Origin of the sequence: Arthrobacter sp. E44 (genome assembly GCF_041877125.1) — a bacterium.
Lineage (GTDB): Bacteria > Actinomycetota > Actinomycetes > Actinomycetales > Micrococcaceae > Arthrobacter.
On record NZ_JBHDJA010000017.1, the window covers coordinates 41,968 to 59,922 of the forward strand.

The following is a 17,955-nucleotide window of genomic DNA, read 5'->3' on the forward strand; positions in this document are numbered from 1 at the left end:
AAACGTCCATCCTATGCCGGAGGGGCGCCTCAGGCTCGGGCTTCCCGCCATTCAGTCCAGTGCACCATCTGCACGCTGTCCAGGGCGAGCAGGTCCCCGTCCACGGCATCCCTTCGGAGCTGGGCCGGTGCGGGCACGCCCACCTTGGCTGCCTGGGGCAGCGGCAGGATCTGAAGGACGACGTCGGAACCTGGCTGGATGCCCACGTCACTGGTTTCGAGGATCCACGGGGAGCCGTTCCAGAAACGGTCCGCCACCACCCTGCCGTCCACCACAAGGCGGGCGACATCGCCCGCCCAGGCGACCTCCAACTCAGCCAGCCCTCCCCCGGTGGTGGGTCCCGCCGTCGGAAGTTCCAGCCGGTACACCGCTGCGGAGTGGCTGATGGCTGCATCGTCCGGGGCTGCGGCCCGGCCCGCCAGTGAGCCGAAGGACGCAGGAACGGCCTGCGCGGAGCGGACAAGCTCCACCGGCACGGCCTGGCGTGCGGGGTCCAGTCCTTCCGTTTCGACGGCCACGTCCTCAAAGCAGCCAGGCTCCGGGGAGTACCGCCGGACAGCCGGCGTTCCCCCAGACCTTCCCGACAGCCGGCCCCCGGCATCCAGCCAGACTGGATCTGCGGACAGAACCAGCTCCCGGCCGCACGAGGTATCCAGGACCCAGGTCTGGTCCACCAATACGGCGGGCAGCACCAAAATTGCCAAGGAACCTATGGGGGTAGCCGCAGCCAGCGTCACCGGAGCAGAGGCAGCAACCACATAGGCGTTGCCCCCAAGCGCAGTTGCGGGGCCCTCCAGCACCGTCCCCTCCTGGAAACACAGCTGGGGCTCGATCCCCTCTTCGGCTGCAAGGACCAGGGTGGCCGAACCGTCGGCATCGAGAACGGTCAACGGCGTTGCCGTGGCCCACAGCAGCCGCACACCCCCAACTTCCAGGTTCACCGGCCACGCCGCGATGGTGCCGGCGGGAACGTCCACGGCAGCGGCGGGAAACGTCACCGGCTCCACATCGAGGTCCAGCCGGAACTGCGCACCGGAGTATTCCGGAAGGGGAATATGCGGCTGGTGCCAGGTGATGAAGACAAATCCGGAGTTCCCATCGGAGCGAAGGGCCCAGCGGAGGGTCGCCGAATCCTCCACCCCGGAGGGCACCCGGTCCGGCAGCGTGGAGGGCATCGGCGCCAGAAGCTCTCCGAACGCGGCCAGGAACGCGTGCTGCCGGCGCAGCAGCCCGAAACTCTGCGCCAGCCGACCCGAGGCGCCGATCGGAGCGTGGAAGTCGTAGTCGAATGCCGGAAGATCGTTGGGGTAACCCGTCGCCTGCGATTCCTGCAGCTCCGGCCCCGGGTTCATGCCGCCGGCGAACATGTAGTAGCCCTGCCAACTGGAGCCGCTGCCGATCTTGTTGTTCGCCACCGCCGCCACATCCTTGCCCGAAGGCCACGGCCGGCGCTGGTACGCCGTGGCCATGCCGCCGGTCAGCTCGCAGGTGGCAGGCGGGTAGAGATCGGATGAAGAGCGCGGAGCGGAAGCCTCCGCCCCGGAGAAATGCTCGCGCAGATCCGCGCCGATGCCGGCATCGTCCCACTGGTGGCTGAAGAGGTAGTGCTGTCTGAAGGTGGGGTCCCAGGGAGCGTCGGCGTCCACCCAGAACCCGTCGCCATAGCCCCCGAAGACCGGCAGCACCTCCTCCAAGGGAAGATCGGCACCGCCCCACGCCGTCGCCGTCCAGATCGGGGCAGTGAGCCCCGACGCACGCGCCAGCCTCTTCAGCTCGGTGATATGCCCGGGCTGGTCGTACAGCTCGTTCTCCAGCTGGATGCCGATCACGTTGCTGCCCGGCCCGGTCAGCCCGTTCAACTGGGCACCAACGAGGTTGAACCAGCGCTCTACCAGTGCCAAGTACGCGGGATCGTTGGTGCGGTGCCCGACGTCGGTAGCCTGCACCCAGTCCGGAAACCCGCCGTTGCGGGCCTCGCCGTGGGCCCAAGGCCCGATGCGCAGGACGACGTCCAAGTCCAGGGCCGCGCACAGCCGGACGAAGGCAGCGACGTCCAGGTTGCCGTCAAACCGTGGCTCCCCCTGCACCGGCTCGTGGTGGATCCAGAAAATGTAGCAGGCCACCACGGTGATGCCGCCGGCCTTCATCAGCCGGAGCCGGTCCTCCCAGCGGTTCCGGGGAAGCCTGCTGAAGTGGATCTCGCCCGACACCGGAATGTAAGGGCCGCCGTCGCGCTCCAGATAGTGGCTGGTAAGCCGCCAGCGGTTGTGCACGTCCTCGGTATTGCTCATGGCAGGCAGTTGCCGCCGCCCGGCGAAAGGCCGGTGGACGGCAGTCAGCAGCTCAAGGGCGGTGTGTTGGCCAGTCAATGCGGGAGTCCTTCAGTTCGCAGGGGCGGTAAGTATCAGCTTGTTGACGCGGCGTTGCCACGCCTCGTCGGCCCACAGGGGATGGTGGGGAGCCGCGTTGGAGCAGGGCACCATGCCCCATACGCCATGGTCCAGGGCTGTGCGGATGCCGTGCTCGGCCAGGTCCCGCCCCACCGGCCCCTCCTCGAACGTGCCCAGGAGCGGGGTGTACCCGATCCAGCCCTCACCCACCAGGGCGGGCACGTTTTTCCACCGCGCCCAGGCGGCGATGGCGATGACGCGGGACTCGATCTCGCGCCGCATCACCTCCCGGTAGGGACCGTAGTTGTTGTACAGCCAGGTGTCCCACGCGTCCGGGTCGATCCAGTCGTAGCCGTAAAACATCTGGTCGGTCACCACGGTGGCGCGGTATTTCCAGGCGGCGAGGCGGCCGTAGTCCGGAAAAGGAGGTGTGTCGGCCCGCAGCAGCGCACGCAGTGCCGGGTTGGGGAAGCCGGCCGTCCCCTCGGACCGAATGTCGATCTGCTGCTGCAGCGCGTCCAGCACGCCATAGCTGTAGACATGGAACTGCGCTGCACCCAGGCCGTCGGGCACCGTGTGCATGGCCAGGTGCGGGGGTTTTCCGTAGCTGGCCGTCACCAGCAGGTCGGGATGCAGCCGGCGCAGGCGCTGCACCTGCTCGCTGCCGCCGTCGGCCAGGGCCGGCAGGATGGAAAAGTCCACCTCGTTGTGCAGTTCCACGAGGGCGATGCTGTCCCGGTGCCCGGCGTCGGAGACCGCCCGGATCAACCGGTCCCAGGCGTCGGCCAGGACCCCGTACCGGTCCGCCTGCGGGACGGCATCGATGGCTTCGAACCACTGCGGCGACGCGGCAAACACCGGCGACTGCTGGTACTCCCAGCTGGCCAGGACCACCACCAGGCCGTGCCGTTGGGCGGCGTCGAACAGGTCCAGCAGCCGCTGCCGCAGGTTCAGCCGGTAACCGCCCGGGGCGTCATACCAGCGGGTCCCGCGGCCGTAGATTCCGCCGTCGGGCGCCGTGCCCAGTCCCTCGATCTCCAGATCCTCCGCCAGCGCGTCCAGGCCCAGGCCTCCGAAGAGCAGCAACGGCGCGGCGCAGATGCGGATGGCGTTGTACCCGAGCTCCGCTGCCTTGGCACACGCCTTGTCCAGGTCCGCGTACGGCCCGCCGTCCTCGGCGCGGGTGTACCAGGAGAAGTCCCAGAGCGAGATGGCCATGCGGGAGGGAAGGTGCGCCGGCGGCGCCCCGGTCAGGCTGCGCGTGTCACCTTCCAGGGTCCCGGACCCGAGGTATCGCGGTTCTTCAGTCACCGGGAGACCTCTTCCTTCATTTGCAGGGGCCCGGACAGCCGGCCGCGCCTGGCCAGTTCCCGAAGCGAGGCCGCCGCAGCGCCACGCGACGCAGCGGTATCAGTGGCGAACAGCAAAAGCTCCGGCAGCGAGGTGGCGAAATAGTCGGGTTCCGCGGGCGCCGCCTCCAGTTCGGCTGCCCGGATTTCCAGGCTGTCCCAGATCCGGTCCGCTTCCTGGCGCCTCCCCAGACGGATGAAAGCCACACCCCTCCAGTAGTCGGCCGGCCCGGCCGGACCCCGATCCACGGCCAACGCATTCCCCCCGCCGCAGGCTGCAGCCCAGGCCTCCCTCGCAGCCACGCCATCACCCGACCGTTCCAGCGCATCGCCCAGCGCCACGAGCCGTTCAGCCATGCTGTCCCCCGGATGCCGCCCCTCGCCCAGGTTCGCCGGCGCTGCGATGCCCTCGCGCAGCAGGGTGATTGCCGCCGTCGGCTCCTGCTCCATTAACGTCCGCGCCTGCTGGACCGCGGCCCGGTCGTAGGCGGCGAGCGCCAGCCCCTCGCCGCCTTCAAAGGGCTGGAAGGTGCGCGAGGCCAGGAGTGCCAGGGCGTCCTGGGCGCGTCCGACGTCGGTCAACAGGTTGGCGTAGAGGACGGCGAGATCATCACGGGCCAGGACGGCGGGCCCCTGCTGTTCGATGTCCGCGATACGCTGCTCGGCAGGCAGGCCGCGCAGCCCCGACAGCACGGCCCGTTCAAAGACAAGCCGGGCGTCCCCCGGACTGAGGTTTAAAGCCCGCGCAAGGCAGCTGTCGGCAGTGGCGGGGTCGCCGCCGGTGTTGGTCACAGCCAGGGCGCTGTTCCGCCACACCACAGGGTCTGTGCTGCCGTGTGCCATGGCCTGCTCCAGGTGGCCCAGAGCGTCGGCGGTCCGCCCGCTGTCCAGCAGCCAGCAGCCCAGGAGTCCGTGGGCCACGTGGTCGCGCGGGTCGGCTTCGAGGGCGCGGAGCAGCGCGTCATAGTCATCCAGGCCGTAGGGGAAGGCGTAGCACGAGTCCGCGCACCGGGCCTTCGTGCGCTCGGCAGCCGCGGCCCGGAAATCCAGGAGTTCCTCCAACCAACAGGCACGCAGATAGTGGCGGAGCGGACCGGGGTTGCCGAACGCCGGGTAGTCCGCGGCTTCGGCTTCGGCTTCGGTCAGGTCCAGGGCACGCTGCCACTGCCCCGCCCGGGCCAGCCAGCAGGCCACAGTCAGCCCGGTCTTCGGATCCGCCACGTCCAGGGCCCCCGCGAGCGCCAGGGCCACGGGATCCAGCGGGTCGGCGGCCACGATGTCCTGCAGCAACTGCCCACTCTCCGTCCTGCACCCCAGCTGTTCCAGCGCCAGGTACCGGAGGTGCCGTGCTTCGGGGCTGGTGGTTTCCAGGGACGATGCGGCGTCAGCGTGCTGCAGGGCACGGGCTGGGTCTTCGCCGCGCAGGGCCAGCCGGGCCAGCGCAAGCTGCGCCGGATGTGCCCATGCCCTGTCCCAGGCAGCCTTCCCAAACCGTTCCCGGGCTTCGTCCATGAGGCCAAGGCGTTCCAGGACGAGGCCCAGCCGGTAGCTGGCCTCCCCGCTGGGCGGGTTAAGGTTCCGCCGGGTCAGTCGTGCCAGTGCATTCGCCAGCAGGTCCCGCGCCTGGCCGTAGCGGCCTTCCCGGTACCTGGCTGCGCTCAAGGCGATGGACGCGCGGGAGTCCAACGGATCCCGGCGGATCATCTCCTCGAAGTAGGGCAACGGCGACCGTGTGGGGTGCCGGTTTTGCGCCAGGTGGGTTGCGGTGACAAACAGCTCGTCCTGGCTTTCCATATCCCGCGGCTGCGCGGGTTCGGTGGCCACCCAGGGCCCGGCCGCATTATCGACGGGCTCCCGGGGCGTCCAGGTAATGAGTTCGCGCCCGGCATCGAGGACCTGGAGCGTCAAGTCCGTTGCCCTGGCCGGCGAGGGCAGGTCAAAGGTGGCGGTAAACGGATGCGCTGGCGAGAGAAGGACAGTCCAGCTCCGGACCGTTTCGCCGGAGCACTTCAGGACAACGGCCGCATGTTCCCTGCGGGTGGTGCCGGAGACGCCAACGGTGGCGGTCCTGCCGGAACCGTCCAGGGAAAGCGCGACGGCGGCGTCCAGGTTCGCCTGGTGCGCTGGCCCCATCTGCCGGATGGGGTACCAGTACTGGCTGAAGGTGCGCGTCTCGCCCGGGGCGAGGTAGCTGAAGTCCGGCTGGTTGTCCGTGAAGACGCCGGCCATCAGCTCAACGTACGGGCCGTCGTCGTCCGTTAGATGCCCGTCCCATGCCTGGCCCACCGGACCGTTGCCCCACGTCCACTGCTTCTTGCCGGGCGCGATGCTGCGGTCCGCCCAATGGACGAACCCGGCATCCGCCTGGTGGTCGTAACCGCCGAAGAAGCTGTCCGCCGTGTCCGTAACCATGTAGGAGGTGGGGACGGGGATGTTGGCGTAGAAGTCGAGCCGGTCCGCGTCCGGCCGGCCCTCGGCAGGGCTGCTTGCGGCGGCCAGCGCGGGATAGTCCACGCCGTAATAGGGCCGGTCAGCGCGCGGAAAAGCGGTGATGGCCCGGCGGGCGTGGTCCGCCACGTACCGGACGTCGGTGGGAAAGAAAGACTGGTAGCTGTCATGCGCCCGCGCGGCCACGTTGGCCCACCAGAGGAAGGTCTGCGGCTCATCGGTCCGGTTATGCAGCCGCGCATCGACCTCGATGAGTGAACTGCCGGGCCGGAGCCGGACGCCGTGGGTGCCCCGCATCCGCTGCAGCGGGTCCAGGTCGCTGTGCCAGACGGTCACGTCACCGTTGCCGGCGCGCTCAACGGCCGTTTCCACCGGCAGGAACGTGGCGGGCCGGTGGTGCTGCGGCCAGTTGAACTCCACCCCGCCGGAGATCCACGGCCCGGCCAGGCCCACCAGCCCGGGCTTGATCACGTTGTTCCGGTAAAAGAAGTCGTAGCCGGTGGTCTTGTCGTAGCCGACGTGGATGCGGCCCCCGATCTCCGGGAGCAGCATCAGGCGGACGTACTCATTCTCCAGGTGGATGGCCTGCCACAGCCTGGGCTGTTTCACCGCCTCGATGCTGTCGATGAACGGCATCGGATATACCTTGCCGCTGGATCCCTGGTAGACGCGCCGGTCCAGGAACAGCGGATATCTGTCCGGCTTACCGGGTGCGTAAGTGTCGATCCATACCGGCTCGCTCCAGCAGGCCACGCCGCCTGCCGCCAGGAGGTCCTGCTGGCCAGCGGGGGCGTCGGGCAGGAGGATCATGCTGGGGTTTTGGGGGTCGCTGGTCACCCCTCAAGGCTATGGAGCCCTGGAACCGGTTCCCATGGCAAAAACGATCAGCTATATGGACGATCGTGTACCACGCGGGAGTGGACGCCGGCGATTCCCGCGGCGCCTGTCCGCCGGATTGCTACAGAGCCAGGCGCGGCCCGTCCGCCACTACCGGCGCCGAGGACACCACAGGCAGGGCGTCGGTGAGGGCCTCGACAATGGCCATCTGGCCTGTGGAGTCCGGAACGCCCGGGTACTGGACATGGGCAGCTTCCGCAGGCTCGGCGGCCGCCTCCTCCGAGCGCATCCGGACCAGCGCCACCGCGGAGATGAGGAACCACGCAACGTTAGTGACCACGGACGGCCAGGCGCTGTGCAGGGTGCCGTTGATGATGAAGGCCACGGAACCGAAGAGGTTCGCTGTCTGGAAGCCCTTCCCTGCCTTCAGCCAGCCCATGGAAACGGCGAGGTACGCACTGAGAATCGCAACCGCGCCTGCCCAGCCGGCGATTTCCCACAGCAGATTCATGGCGTCCTTTCAAGGGTCCCGAGCAGTATTCGGGCAGGGTTTAGGAGGGGGTGAAACAGGGTTGGTTTGCCGGTGCCGGGTTTCTCGAGCCCTGTTCGGGCGAGGACCTCATGCTGGTCAGCGGGATAATCATACCCTCCGCCGCAGGGTCAAAATGTCCACCGGAACCCCGGTGTCCGGACTCTGGACAACCCCTCCCGGACGTAGCACGATCGGAGCTGTGACCAGCACACCCGCCAATGATCCGTACCTGCGCGAACTCGTCCAGCTGAGGCGCGTCAAGGACCGGATGGACCGCGAGTACGCCCAGCCGCTCGACGTCGAATCGCTCGCCAAGGACGTCCACATGTCCGCAGGCCATTTCAGCCGCCGCTTCAAGCTCGCCTACGGCGAATCGCCCTACAGCTACCTCATGACGCGCCGAATCGAACGGGCCATGGCACTGCTGCGCAAAGGTGACCTCAGCGTCACGGAGGTGTGCTTCGCCGTCGGCTGTTCCTCCTTGGGGACTTTCAGCACCCGCTTCAGTGAACTGGTGGGAATGCCCCCGAGCGTATATAAGCAAGAAGCGGGAGGATCGACGGCGGGGATCCCCGCGTGCGTGGCGAAACAGGTCACCAGACCGGTCAGGAATCGAGAAGCGCCCACCCCTGAGCCGTTACTAGCATGACTGCCATGGACATCAACATTTCCTCAACCTTCCTTCCCGCAACCGATCCCGATGCTTCGCTGGCGTTTTACCGCGACGCTTTGGGCTTCGAAATCCGCAACGACGTGGGCCGCGGCACCATGCGCTGGATTACCGTTGGCCCCGCCGGGCAGAAGGACGTTTCCATCGTCCTGCACCCGCCTGCAGTAGACCCCGGAATCACCGAGGATGAGCGCCGTACCATCACCGAAATGATGGCCAAGGGCACCTACGCCACCATCGTGCTCTCCGCCCCCGACGTGGACGCCGCCTTCGCCAAGGTGGAGGCGACCGGGGCCGACGTTGTCCAGGAACCCATCGACCAGCCGTACGGCATCCGCGACTGCGCCTTCCGCGACCCCGCCGGAAACACCGTCCGCATCAACCAGCAGCCTTAGGCATATAAACAGCCACGTATATAAGGGACGACGCCGGTCGGAGACTCACAGTGCAGCCTCCGTCCCGCGCCGCTCCACGAGAAGGGGGACACCTTGAGCACGGACGCCGACATGGAGACCAGGCAGGCGCTGCACATCGCCGACAGCCACGACCGGATCCAGGTGCAGGGCGCCCGGGAAAACAACCTGAAGGACATCAGCCTGGAGTTGCCGAAGCGCCGCCTGACCGCCTTCACCGGCGTGTCCGGCTCCGGCAAGAGCTCGCTCGTGTTCGCCACCATCGCCGCGGAGTCGCAGCGGATGATCAACGAGACCTACAGCGCGTTCGTGCAGGGCTTCATGCCCAACCTTGCCCGGCCGGATGTGGACCGGTTGGAGGGGCTGACCACCGCCATCATTGTGGACCAGGAGCGGATGGGCGCCAACCCGCGCTCCACCGTGGGCACCGCCACCGACGCGAACGCCATGCTGCGGATCCTGTTCAGCCGCCTGGGTAAACCGTATGTCGGGCCGCCCACCGCCTTCTCCTTCAACGTGCCCACCCGCAAGGCCAGCGGCATCATGAGCACCGAAAAGGGCGGCCGGGTGGAAAAGAACGTGGTGCGCCAGGTGACCTACCTCGGCGGCATGTGTCCTCGCTGCGAGGGCATGGGGAACATCAGCGACATCGACCGGACTGCGCTGTACGACGATTCCAAGTCCCTGAATGAGGGCGCGCTCACCGTCCCCGGCTACTCGATGGACGGCTGGTACGGACGCCTGTTCGAGGGCATGGGCCTGCCCATGGACAAACCGATCGCCAATTTTACGGCGAAGCAGCTGGACACAATGCTGTACGCCGAACCCACCAAGATCAAGGTGGAAGGCGTCAACCTCACGTTCGAGGGCATCATCCCCAAGATCCAGAAGTCCATGCTGTCCAAGGACGTGGAGGCCATGCAGCCGCACGTGAAACGCTTCGTGGAGCGGGCGGTCACCTTCGCCACCTGCCCGGACTGCGGCGGAACCCGGCTCACCCCGGAAGTGCTCAATTCGAAGATCAATGGCAGGAACATCGCGGACCTGTGCACCATGCAGATCAGCGACCTGGCGCAATGGATCCGTGACCTGGACGAACCCTCGGTCCGGCCGCTGCTGGCCGGGCTGCGGGACCTGCTGGATTCCTTCGCCGAGATCGGCCTGGGCTACCTGTCCCTGGACCGCCCGGCGGGCACCCTCTCCGGCGGCGAGGCGCAGCGGACCAAGATGATCCGCCACCTGGGCTCCTCGCTCACCGATGTCACCTATGTCTTCGATGAGCCCAGCATCGGGCTGCATCCGCACGACATCGAGCGGATGAACACGCTCCTGCTGCAGCTGCGGGACAAAGGCAACACCGTGCTGGTGGTGGAGCACAAACCGGAGATGATCGCCATCGCCGATCACGTCGTCGACCTCGGCCCCAAAGCCGGCACGGGCGGCGGCGAGATTGTCTACGAAGGCGACGTGGACGGGCTCCGTTCCAGTGGGACCATCACCGGCCGGCACCTGGACGACCGCGCCCGACTCAAGGAATCCGTCCGGAAGGCAACCAGCGCGCTTGAAGTCCGGGGCGCCGCCACGAACAACCTGCAGAATGTGGACGTCGACGTCCCTCTCGGCGTGCTGTGCGTGGTGACGGGCGTGGCCGGCTCGGGGAAGAGCTCGCTGATCCATGGCTCGCTGGCCAAGCGGGAGGGCGTGGTGGTGATCGACCAGGGCGCCATCAAGGGGTCCCGCCGCAGCAACCCGGCCACCTACACCGGCCTGCTGGAGCCCATCCGCAAGGCCTTCGCCAAGGCCAACGGGGTGAAACCGGCGCTGTTCAGCTCCAACTCCGAGGGCGCCTGCCCCACCTGCAATGGCGCCGGGGTGATCTTCACCGAGCTCGGCGTCATGGCCACCGTGGAGTCCACCTGCGAGGACTGCGAGGGCCGCCGCTTCCAGCCCGCCGTCCTCGAATACACGTTGGCCGGGCAGAACATCGCCGACGTTCTGGACATGTCAGTGGACGCGGCGCTGGCGTATTTTGCCGGGGGTGAGGCGAAGACGCCCGCCGCGCACAAGGTCCTTGAGCGGCTGGCGGACGTCGGCCTCGGCTACATCACCCTGGGCCAGCCGCTCACCACGCTGTCCGGCGGCGAGCGCCAGCGGCTCAAACTGGCCACGCAAATGGCGGAGACCGGGGACGTGTACATCCTGGACGAGCCCACCGTGGGCCTGCACCTGGCGGACGTCCAACAGCTGCTGGGCCTGCTGGACCGGCTCGTGGATGCAGGGAAGTCGGTGATCGTGATCGAGCACCACCAGGCGGTGATGGCCCACGCGGACTGGGTCATCGACATCGGCCCGGGAGCAGGGCACGACGGCGGCAGGATCGTTTTCGAGGGAACGCCGGCTGAGCTGGTGGCCGGGCGGGCAACGCTCACCGGGCGGCACCTGGCAACGTATGTGGGGGCCTAAAGCCGCCCCAGGAAGGCGACGGTGGCGGCGGCGATCTGCTGCTGGGCGGCCTGGCGGCTGACGCCGGGTTCGCCGTCGCCCGGCTGGTTGCCGTAGTCGCCAAAGAACGCGTGCACTCCGCCCCTGACAGCCGCAAATTCCGTGTCGGCGGGCAGCAGTTGGCGGGAGCCGCGTCGATTTTTGCCGGGGTGCTTAGTCCGTCGCTACTGCCGGAGACGGACAGGATGGACAATCCGGTCCTTCCCCGCAGCGACTCCACAGGGTAGGAGGCGTACAGGACCAGGCCCTTGATGTCGGCGTTGTGGAGGGCGAACGAGGATGCAGAGACACCGCCGAGCGAGTGGCCGCCCACGGCCCAGGTGGTGATGTCCGGGTTGTCCCCGATGGCGCCGCGGGCCTGGTTGCCGTCCAGCAGGCTGAGCCCCAGCGGTTCCTTCAGGATGACCACCCGGTACCCGGCGCCTACCACCGGCGCAAGAATGTCCTGGTAGGCCCGGGCATCCACGCGCGCGCCGGGGTAGAAGACCAGGCCCTTGGCAGTGGCGCTCCCCTCGGGTGACATGGTGACGGCGGCGTTCGTTTCTGTGACGCTGAAGTCCGAGGTCGGGCCCGCCTCCGCCGCCGCTCCCGGCTGGTAGGCAAAGGGGTTGAGCCAGGCAAGCCCGGCAGCGAACACCAGAACGGCCAACCGGCCCAACCATGCGCCAACAATCCTGGGTAGGGAGCGGGGCCGGGGAACATCCCGGCGCAGCCACAGCAGGACCGCCCAAGCCACGCCCGCGGCGCCGGCCGCCAGCAGGATTCCCGGCAGCAGCGGATGACCGGCCAGGACGGCGGGGTTCCCGGCCAGCATCCACACGGCAACCCCCGAGAGGGCCGCGGCGCAGACCACTGATACCCAGAAAATAGCCGTCCGCCGTCTGGGCGGCGCGACGGCGGCGGGTGAGGATGAGGTGTCCATGGTTCCTGATCCTGCCACCGAAGCGCGGGATTTCAATGCCGGCCTGCCCTACGCTGGTTTAACCAGGGCCCCCGGCCGCAGGGTTCCCTGGCCGAGCTTGCGAGGTGAGGGAACGGTTGGGGACCTACCGGTACGACGTCGAGATCCTGCATCTGCTGGTGTCCCCCGCACATGCCTATTTCGGCCGCGCCCGGGAAGGTGCCGCCGACGTTCCCACCACTGATGCAGACCAGGCGGAGGTGGTGGCCGGCAAGGGCATCGTGGGTGACCGGTTCTTTGGCAAGGCCGCGCACATGGACGCCGCGGTGACCCTGTTCGCCGTCGAATCCCTCGAAGCCATCGCCGCCGAGCTGGGCGCCCGGCCGTTCGATCCCCTGCTGACCCGCCGGAACGTGGTGCTCCGCGGAGCCCAGTTGGCGCCCCTGCTGGGGCAGGACTTCGTGCTGGAATCCGGCGGGTCTGCGGTGTCCCTGCACGGCGGCCGGCACGCCCAGCCTTGTTCGTGGATGAACGAGATGCTGGCGCCCGGTGCGCATCCGGCCATGCGGGGCCGCGGGGGCATCCGCTGCCGGGCCGTCTCCAGCGGCTTCCTGCACCGGGGCCCTGCGGTGCTGGTCAGTCCGGTACCGCTGCACCCGGACCGGGCCGGCGAAGCGACCCTGCTGCGGCCATCCCGCCTGCCGTAGATCCGGGCGCCCCGCGGCGGGGGACCTGCATCCTGTTGGTCCTGAAGCTCCACGGCAGTCCGGCGGACCGGCTTGAGGAACTCACCGGCGAGCCCCACACCCTGCGCCGCAAGCCTGGGATTACAGATTAGTTGAGCGAATAACTGATTCAGGAATCTTATTTACAACTTTGTCATACCGGGATAGGTTCATCCCCAGCGAACCACATCAGGTCCGCTTCACCCGAACCTACCGAGGACAGCTATGACATCACCCAGGACTCTGGCCACAAGCCTCATGAGCCTCACAACAGCAGCACTGTTCGCCCTCTGCTCAGCAGGTCAGGCAACGGCGGCGCCCGCATCGTCGGACACCAAGGACGTTGCCGGCGTCAGCAGCATGGCCCTCACCGACACAACCGGCGCCGACTACTGGACGCCCGAACGCATGCGCTCGGCCATCCCGGCGGACGTTCTGGCGAAGAAAGCTGTGGACCGGCAACAGTCCAGCCCGGCCGTCCTCCCCGAGCAGGCTAAGGGCCCGGAGACCAAGGTCCAGGGCTCGGCACCCCAGATCCAGACCAAGGCCAACGCCAGCGAAAGCCCCGTGTCCCACATCGGCAAGGTGTTCTTCACCCTCGGCGGCACGAACTATGTCTGCTCGGCAAACTCGGTGGCATCGGCCAACCGGAACACCGTGTCCACCGCCGGCCACTGCCTCAATGAAGGACCCGGAGCCTTTGCCACCAAATTCACGTTTGTTCCTGCATACCTGAATGGCTCCGCACCCTACGGAAAGTGGACTGCCAAGGCGCTTTACGCCCCAACCCAGTGGAGCTCGTCCGGCAGCATGGAGTATGACACGGGCTTTGCCGTAGTAAGCCAGCTCAACGGCCGCAACCTCGCCGATGTCGTCGGGGCCTCCGGGGTGAGCTTCAACGCCGCCCGCGGCCTCGCCTACAAGGCATTCGGCTATCCGGCAGCCTCACCGTTCAACGGCGAATCCCTGAAAAGCTGCTCCGGCACCGCCACCAACGATCCCTACAACCCCCAGTTCACCAGCCAGGGAATTCCCTGCAACATGACGGGCGGTTCCTCGGGCGGGCCGTGGTTCATCGGCACCAGCTCCAGCGGCTACCAGAACTCGGTCAACAGCTACGGCTACGGCAGCAACTCCACCAAGATGTACGGCCCGTATTGGGGTTCAGTGATCCAGCAGGCGTATAACGCGGCGTCCTCAGCCCCTTAAAGCGGACGACGGCGATGCCCGGCATCTTCCGCTGATCCACGCCAGCTTCACAATGAACGCAGAAAGGTCCGGTCGGTGACTCACACCGGCCGGACCTTTCTGTGGCGTCACGGAGGGCCCTCCCTAGTGGTCGGGGTCAGGTGATGGCTGTGGCGTTGGCCGGGGAACCGGTAGCCCCGGTGATGTTCAGGGGCTTGATGCTGATGAAGGCATCCCAGCGGCCGGTGGTCTTCATGTGCCGGGCCAGGGGCGTGAGTTTCCAGAGTTCGCCCAAGGGCAGGCCGAGTTTGGCCAGGAGTTGCTGGTGCATCATGCCATGGTCGTTGGTGGCCGAAGACCGGTACGGGCTCTCAGGTACCGCCGGCAGGCATTCGAACGCGAAGTTGTCCGCGGCGACAAGAGCGAACTGGCTGTCCCACGCCCAGGCCACGAACTCCTCCGACTGTGCCACACCGGACGCCTTGCGGCTCTCGCGGATGCGTTGCTTCTCCTCCGGACCAAGCGCAAGGAACCATTCGCACCAGCCGGTGTGGAGCATGAGGATGTCGCCGGGACGGGTGGTGATGGATTGCGCCGCCATGGCTGCCTGGACCAGGCCCAGGGTGAGAGGTTCCCCGGCAGTGTGGTCGATCGGCTCTCCCGCAGCGTTCCGGTACCCCTCCACGTCGACGAGCACGGCCCGGCCGGTGATCGGGTGTTCCGCCCATTCCTGGATGCCGAGGTCCGGGGTGCCTTCAGTGATCCGGTCATCCGCGGTGCCGTTGTAGAAGCCCACGTCGTCCAGGATGTCCCTGACAACCCGCCTTCCCGCTGCAGGAGATCGGCGAAGCGCGGAAACTGTTTGTGCCCGGTCATCGGGTGGTTGCTTCCTGTTGCTGCGGCGACTGCTTTTGCGGGCGCTTGTAGCTGAGCAGGAACCCGGCCACCGCGCAGACGGACGCCGCAATGCAGATGGGGGGCTTGATGAAGTTATTGAAGAAATCGAGCCATCCGCCCTGGCCGGCCACCAGCCCAGCGGCCTGCCCTGCCACAAACAGAACGCCACCGATGAGGAGCGCTCCGAGGGTGATGACGAAGACGGTTTCGGTGACTCTTCGAGATGTGTCCATGGTGGTTCCTTAGATCGGCAGGACGCCGAGGATGATCAACACGCCGATGACCAGCAGGGGCAGGGCGTAGTGGGTGAGCAGGCGCGCGAAGGTCTTGATGGGGTTGACGTCCGCTATGCCACAGGCAACATAGAGCGGGGCGCCGCCGGGCGGGACCGCCGCTTCGCAGGAGGAGAAAACCAGGACGGCGACGGCGGCCGTGGTGGCCGGAACACCGGCCGCGACGAGGGCTGCGACGCCAACCGTCCCGACGGCGGCCATGGTGGCCGTGGCGGACAGCGGGGCCGCGACGGCGATGACGATCAGGCCGATCAGGATGGCGAGCAGCCAGAGGGGGAGGTTCATTCCGTTCAGCAGGGCCGTCATCTGCTTGGGAAGGCCGGTGGCGGCGAGCGCATTGGCACCGGCGAAAGCGAAGACCACCGTCACGCCAACAATTCCGAAGCGCGGTGCAGAGCCTTGGAGCAGTTCGACCCAGGCGCGGCCGGTGCGTGGCAGTTGTTTCCGCCCCAGCAGGGCACCTGTGATGAGCAGGACCACAGGGATCCAGACGATCACGCTGACGGACTTGCTGACGTCACCACCGGTCCAGTCCGAGAGCGCCGACGTGAGGAATCCCGAGGTGATGACCAACGGGATGGCGACGACGAACAGCAGGAGGGTGGCCCAGCCCTGGCCGAAAGCGGCCCGGACGGACATCCGGTGGGCTGCATCAAGGGGTGCCATCCCGCTTTTGCGGATCAGCAGCCAAGTGACGATGAGCCGGTGCAGGAAGCACCACAGGCCTCCGAAAAGCAGTGGCAGGACCAGCGCGTTGATGTTCAGGAGGGGCCCCACCGTGGCTGAACCGACCAGGACGAACATGGAGGCGCTGAACGGGAAGGTAATGCCCATCCCGGCGTTGCCTGCCACAAGGGTGGCGGCCGCGGGCTTGTCCAGCCGGGACTTCTCCATCCAGGGGATGGTGACCGACCCCACGGTCGCGGCGATCGCAGCCTGGTTGTGGACCACGCCGCCCAGGCCCGCTGAAGCCACTGTCGAAACCCATGCCGGCCCGCCCTTCACGCCGCCAATCAGGGAGTTGAGCAGGTCGATCAACCTGTCCAGGACGCCGCCCTTGTCCAGCAGGTAGCCCATGAAAACGAAGGCCATGGTGGCGTAGACAATTTCGTCAGTTGCAGCCGAATAGAGTGCCGACCATCCAACTTGCGCCGCGGCTGCGCCGGTGAACGGGAGGACCACCAGGAATCCCAGGATCATCGCTTCCCCCACGCTGCGCTTGATCAAGGTGGTCCAGAGCAGGATGACGGCCAGATAGGCGCCGAGTGCCCAGATGCCGATCATGCTGCTGCTCCTGACGGCGGAATGCCGGTTGTTGTGGAAATCATGTGTTGCCTGTTCCTGATTGTGCCCGACCGGGCGGTCAGCGCAAGGCCGGTTCCGTTGCGTGCGCGATGCGGGTCAAGGCATTGGCGGAAGCGGTTGTCATCTCTGCGGGGACGCCAAGGTCCGAGAGGTAGCCGGCGGTGTCCTGCATCTCCCTGGACCGGCGGGCGGCATGTTTGGCGGTGCCGGTGAGGAACCTGTCGATAACGGCCTGGCCGTCACCGGCAAGCTGCCCGGCAATCTGGGCGCGGATCCAGTCCTCGAGGCCTGCGGCCTTGCCTGCCGTGACGGCCTCGACCACCACGGAGGCCAGGCCCTTCATGAGGACGCTGCGCAGCAGCTTGTGCGCCATGGCCGCCCCGGGGCCGCCGTCGGCGATTTCCACCTGGACGCCCAGGGGTTCCAGCAGGGCGGCGACGGCCTGGGCGCCGGGGCCACTGACCATCAAGGGCGTCTTCTCCCCCAGCGCTGAGACCGGGCCGAGGATGGCGACGTCGGCGAAGGCGGCCTGGGTGGGCAGCTGCCCGAGTTCCTGCATGACGCCGGGCGATGAGGAGGTGAAGTCGGCGTAGCAGCTGCCGGGGGCCAGGACCGGCAGGCACTCCTGGGCTACACTGCGGGCAGCTGCGGCTCCGGTCATCACCAGGACGATATCGGCCCCTTCACAGGCTTCTGCAGCGGTGGCGGCGCGGGTGACGCCGGCGGGGGTGGACGCTGCCACGGGGTCGAACCCAGTGACCGCGTGGCCGGCAGCGGTAAGTGCCGCGGCGTAGGTGGCGCCGGCTTCGCCGAGGCCAATGACGGTGCATGCTGTCATGGAATTGGTGTCTTTCTTGCTTGGAAAGGTGCGGCGGCTAGGAGCGTGCCGCGACGATGGTTTGACGGCGGTTGGTTTCGTCCGCGAACACGGCCTCCGCTGCTTCGGCGACGGCGTTTGCCTGTTCGCGGGGAACCACCACCACGCCGTCGGAGTCTCCGATGATGATGTCGCCTGGCAGGACAGGAACACCGCCAAAGGCGACGGCGGTGCCCATTCGGAACGGACCGTCCTTGTAAGGACCTGCCGGCGAAGTAGCCCGGGCAAAGACCGGCATGCCGATCTCACCCAGCGCCTCGGCGTCGCGCGCTGCTCCGTCCAGCGCAAAGCCCGCGACGCCGAGGTTGATGGCGCGCTCCCCTATTAGTTCCCCCAGCAGGGCGCGGGACTCATCGCCGCCGCCGGCAACGACAATGACGTCCCCGGGCCGCACCTGCTGCAGGGCGGCGTGGATTCCCTTGTTGTCTCCGGGCCGGGTCCACACCGTGAAGGCCGGTCCTGCGAGCTTTGCACCGGGCCAGACGGCCTGGATGGCCGAGTCGGCTACGCCGAGCCGGTCCATGGCATCGCCGATGTTCGCGGCGGGCAGCTTGGCGAGGCGGTCCACTACGTCCCGGTCCGGCCGGGCGAAGTCAACGTCAACAGTGTCAAGGGCTGGGGTTGTCAT

General features: G+C 67.5%; 14 protein-coding genes and 2 pseudogenes. 5 read left to right on the forward strand and 11 right to left on the reverse strand.

Annotated elements, in window-relative coordinates; all coding sequences use genetic code 11:
• Nucleotides 1–29 precede the first annotated feature (29 nt).
• The 4 genes from ACETK3_RS15255 to ACETK3_RS15270 form a co-directional block, all read right to left on the reverse strand.
• Nucleotides 30–2,369 (reverse strand): beta-galactosidase, encoded by a 2,340-nt coding sequence (locus ACETK3_RS15255; protein ID WP_373993153.1) that lies wholly within the window; start codon nucleotides 2,367–2,369, stop codon nucleotides 30–32.
• A gap of 12 nt (nucleotides 2,370–2,381) precedes the next feature.
• Nucleotides 2,382–3,701 carry a cellulase-like family protein gene (locus ACETK3_RS15260; RefSeq protein WP_373993154.1) on the reverse strand — a complete coding sequence of 440 codons (1,320 nt, stop codon included), beginning with the start codon at nucleotides 3,699–3,701 and terminating at the stop codon, nucleotides 2,382–2,384.
• Nucleotides 3,698–7,024 carry a DUF5107 domain-containing protein gene (locus tag ACETK3_RS15265; RefSeq protein ID WP_373993155.1) on the reverse strand — a complete coding sequence of 1,109 codons (3,327 nt, stop codon included), beginning with the start codon at nucleotides 7,022–7,024 and terminating at the stop codon, nucleotides 3,698–3,700. The genes ACETK3_RS15260 and ACETK3_RS15265 overlap by 4 nt, the downstream gene beginning before the upstream one ends.
• A 121-nt stretch (nucleotides 7,025–7,145) precedes the next feature.
• The gene (locus ACETK3_RS15270; RefSeq protein ID WP_236800475.1) at nucleotides 7,146–7,535 is read right to left on the reverse strand and encodes a hypothetical protein; all 390 of its coding nucleotides are present in this window, start codon (nucleotides 7,533–7,535) and stop codon (nucleotides 7,146–7,148) included.
• Nucleotides 7,536–7,755: 220 nt separating this feature from the next.
• Between ACETK3_RS15270 and ACETK3_RS15275 the strand changes: the two genes are divergently transcribed.
• The 3 genes from ACETK3_RS15275 to ACETK3_RS15285 all read left to right on the forward strand — a co-directional run bounded on the left by ACETK3_RS15275 (nucleotide 7,756) and on the right by ACETK3_RS15285 (nucleotide 11,102).
• The gene (locus tag ACETK3_RS15275; RefSeq protein WP_237429378.1) at nucleotides 7,756–8,205 is read left to right on the forward strand and encodes a helix-turn-helix transcriptional regulator; all 450 of its coding nucleotides are present in this window, start codon (nucleotides 7,756–7,758) and stop codon (nucleotides 8,203–8,205) included.
• Complete coding sequence (locus ACETK3_RS15280) at nucleotides 8,202–8,621, forward strand: VOC family protein (protein ID WP_236800473.1); 420 nt, start codon at nucleotides 8,202–8,204, stop codon at nucleotides 8,619–8,621. Before ACETK3_RS15275 ends, ACETK3_RS15280 begins: the two co-directional genes overlap by 4 nt.
• Nucleotides 8,622–8,732: 111 nt before the next feature.
• Nucleotides 8,733–11,102: an ATP-binding cassette domain-containing protein gene (locus ACETK3_RS15285; protein WP_373993166.1), complete on the forward strand. Its 2,370-nt coding sequence runs from the start codon at nucleotides 8,733–8,735 to the stop codon at nucleotides 11,100–11,102.
• On the opposite strand, the gene ACETK3_RS15290 is transcribed toward ACETK3_RS15285, so the two are convergent.
• Complete coding sequence (locus tag ACETK3_RS15290; protein ID WP_373993167.1) at nucleotides 11,099–11,218, reverse strand: hypothetical protein; 120 nt, start codon at nucleotides 11,216–11,218, stop codon at nucleotides 11,099–11,101. The genes ACETK3_RS15285 and ACETK3_RS15290 overlap by 4 nt on opposite strands.
• Nucleotides 11,219–11,325: 107 nt before the next feature.
• Nucleotides 11,326–12,063, reverse strand: a pseudogene (locus ACETK3_RS15295) (alpha/beta hydrolase); the annotation flags it as partial.
• Between the two features lie 104 nt (nucleotides 12,064–12,167).
• On the opposite strand from ACETK3_RS15295, the gene ACETK3_RS15300 reads away from it, so the two are divergent.
• A complete protein-coding gene (locus tag ACETK3_RS15300) occupies nucleotides 12,168–12,749 on the forward strand; it encodes an MOSC domain-containing protein (protein WP_373993156.1) in 582 nt (193 codons plus the stop codon).
• 243 nt (nucleotides 12,750–12,992) lie between these two features.
• Nucleotides 12,993–13,976 carry a serine protease gene (locus tag ACETK3_RS15305; RefSeq protein WP_373993157.1) on the forward strand — a complete coding sequence of 328 codons (984 nt, stop codon included), beginning with the start codon at nucleotides 12,993–12,995 and terminating at the stop codon, nucleotides 13,974–13,976.
• A 136-nt stretch (nucleotides 13,977–14,112) separates the two neighbouring features.
• On the opposite strand, the pseudogene ACETK3_RS15310 reads toward ACETK3_RS15305, so the two are convergent.
• From ACETK3_RS15310 to ACETK3_RS15330, 5 genes and pseudogenes are all read right to left on the reverse strand, one after another.
• Nucleotides 14,113–14,757: pseudogene (locus tag ACETK3_RS15310) on the reverse strand (cyclase family protein); the annotation flags it as partial.
• A 70-nt stretch (nucleotides 14,758–14,827) separates the two neighbouring features.
• Nucleotides 14,828–15,085: a hypothetical protein gene (locus tag ACETK3_RS15315; protein ID WP_236820915.1), complete on the reverse strand. Its 258-nt coding sequence runs from the start codon at nucleotides 15,083–15,085 to the stop codon at nucleotides 14,828–14,830.
• A 9-nt stretch (nucleotides 15,086–15,094) separates the two neighbouring features.
• Nucleotides 15,095–16,429, reverse strand: coding sequence for a TRAP transporter large permease subunit (locus tag ACETK3_RS15320; protein WP_373993158.1), 1,335 nt, complete (start codon nucleotides 16,427–16,429; stop codon nucleotides 15,095–15,097).
• A gap of 79 nt (nucleotides 16,430–16,508) precedes the next feature.
• The gene (locus ACETK3_RS15325; protein ID WP_236800466.1) at nucleotides 16,509–17,288 is read right to left on the reverse strand and encodes an NAD(P)-dependent oxidoreductase; all 780 of its coding nucleotides are present in this window, start codon (nucleotides 17,286–17,288) and stop codon (nucleotides 16,509–16,511) included.
• Between the two features lie 37 nt (nucleotides 17,289–17,325).
• Nucleotides 17,326–17,955: a methyltransferase gene (locus tag ACETK3_RS15330; RefSeq protein WP_236800465.1), complete on the reverse strand. Its 630-nt coding sequence runs from the start codon at nucleotides 17,953–17,955 to the stop codon at nucleotides 17,326–17,328.

What these genes read in the sequence shown, in the direction of transcription:
- ACETK3_RS15270 (WP_236800475.1), bottom strand. Translation starts at nt 7,535, where the DNA reads ATGAATCTGCTGTGGGAAATCGCCGGCTGGGCAGGCGCGGTTGCGATT.
- ACETK3_RS15280 (WP_236800473.1), top strand. Translation starts at nt 8,202, where the DNA reads ATGACTGCCATGGACATCAACATTTCCTCAACCTTCCTTCCCGCAACC.
- ACETK3_RS15285 (WP_373993166.1), top strand. Translation starts at nt 8,733, where the DNA reads ATGGAGACCAGGCAGGCGCTGCACATCGCCGACAGCCACGACCGGATC.
- ACETK3_RS15305 (WP_373993157.1), top strand. Translation starts at nt 12,993, where the DNA reads ATGACATCACCCAGGACTCTGGCCACAAGCCTCATGAGCCTCACAACA.
- ACETK3_RS15315 (WP_236820915.1), bottom strand. Translation starts at nt 15,085, where the DNA reads ATGGACACATCTCGAAGAGTCACCGAAACCGTCTTCGTCATCACCCTC.
- ACETK3_RS15320 (WP_373993158.1), bottom strand. Translation starts at nt 16,429, where the DNA reads ATGATCGGCATCTGGGCACTCGGCGCCTATCTGGCCGTCATCCTGCTC.
- ACETK3_RS15325 (WP_236800466.1), bottom strand. Translation starts at nt 17,288, where the DNA reads ATGACAGCATGCACCGTCATTGGCCTCGGCGAAGCCGGCGCCACCTAC.
- ACETK3_RS15330 (WP_236800465.1), bottom strand. Translation starts at nt 17,955, where the DNA reads ATGACAACCCCAGCCCTTGACACTGTTGACGTTGACTTCGCCCGGCCG.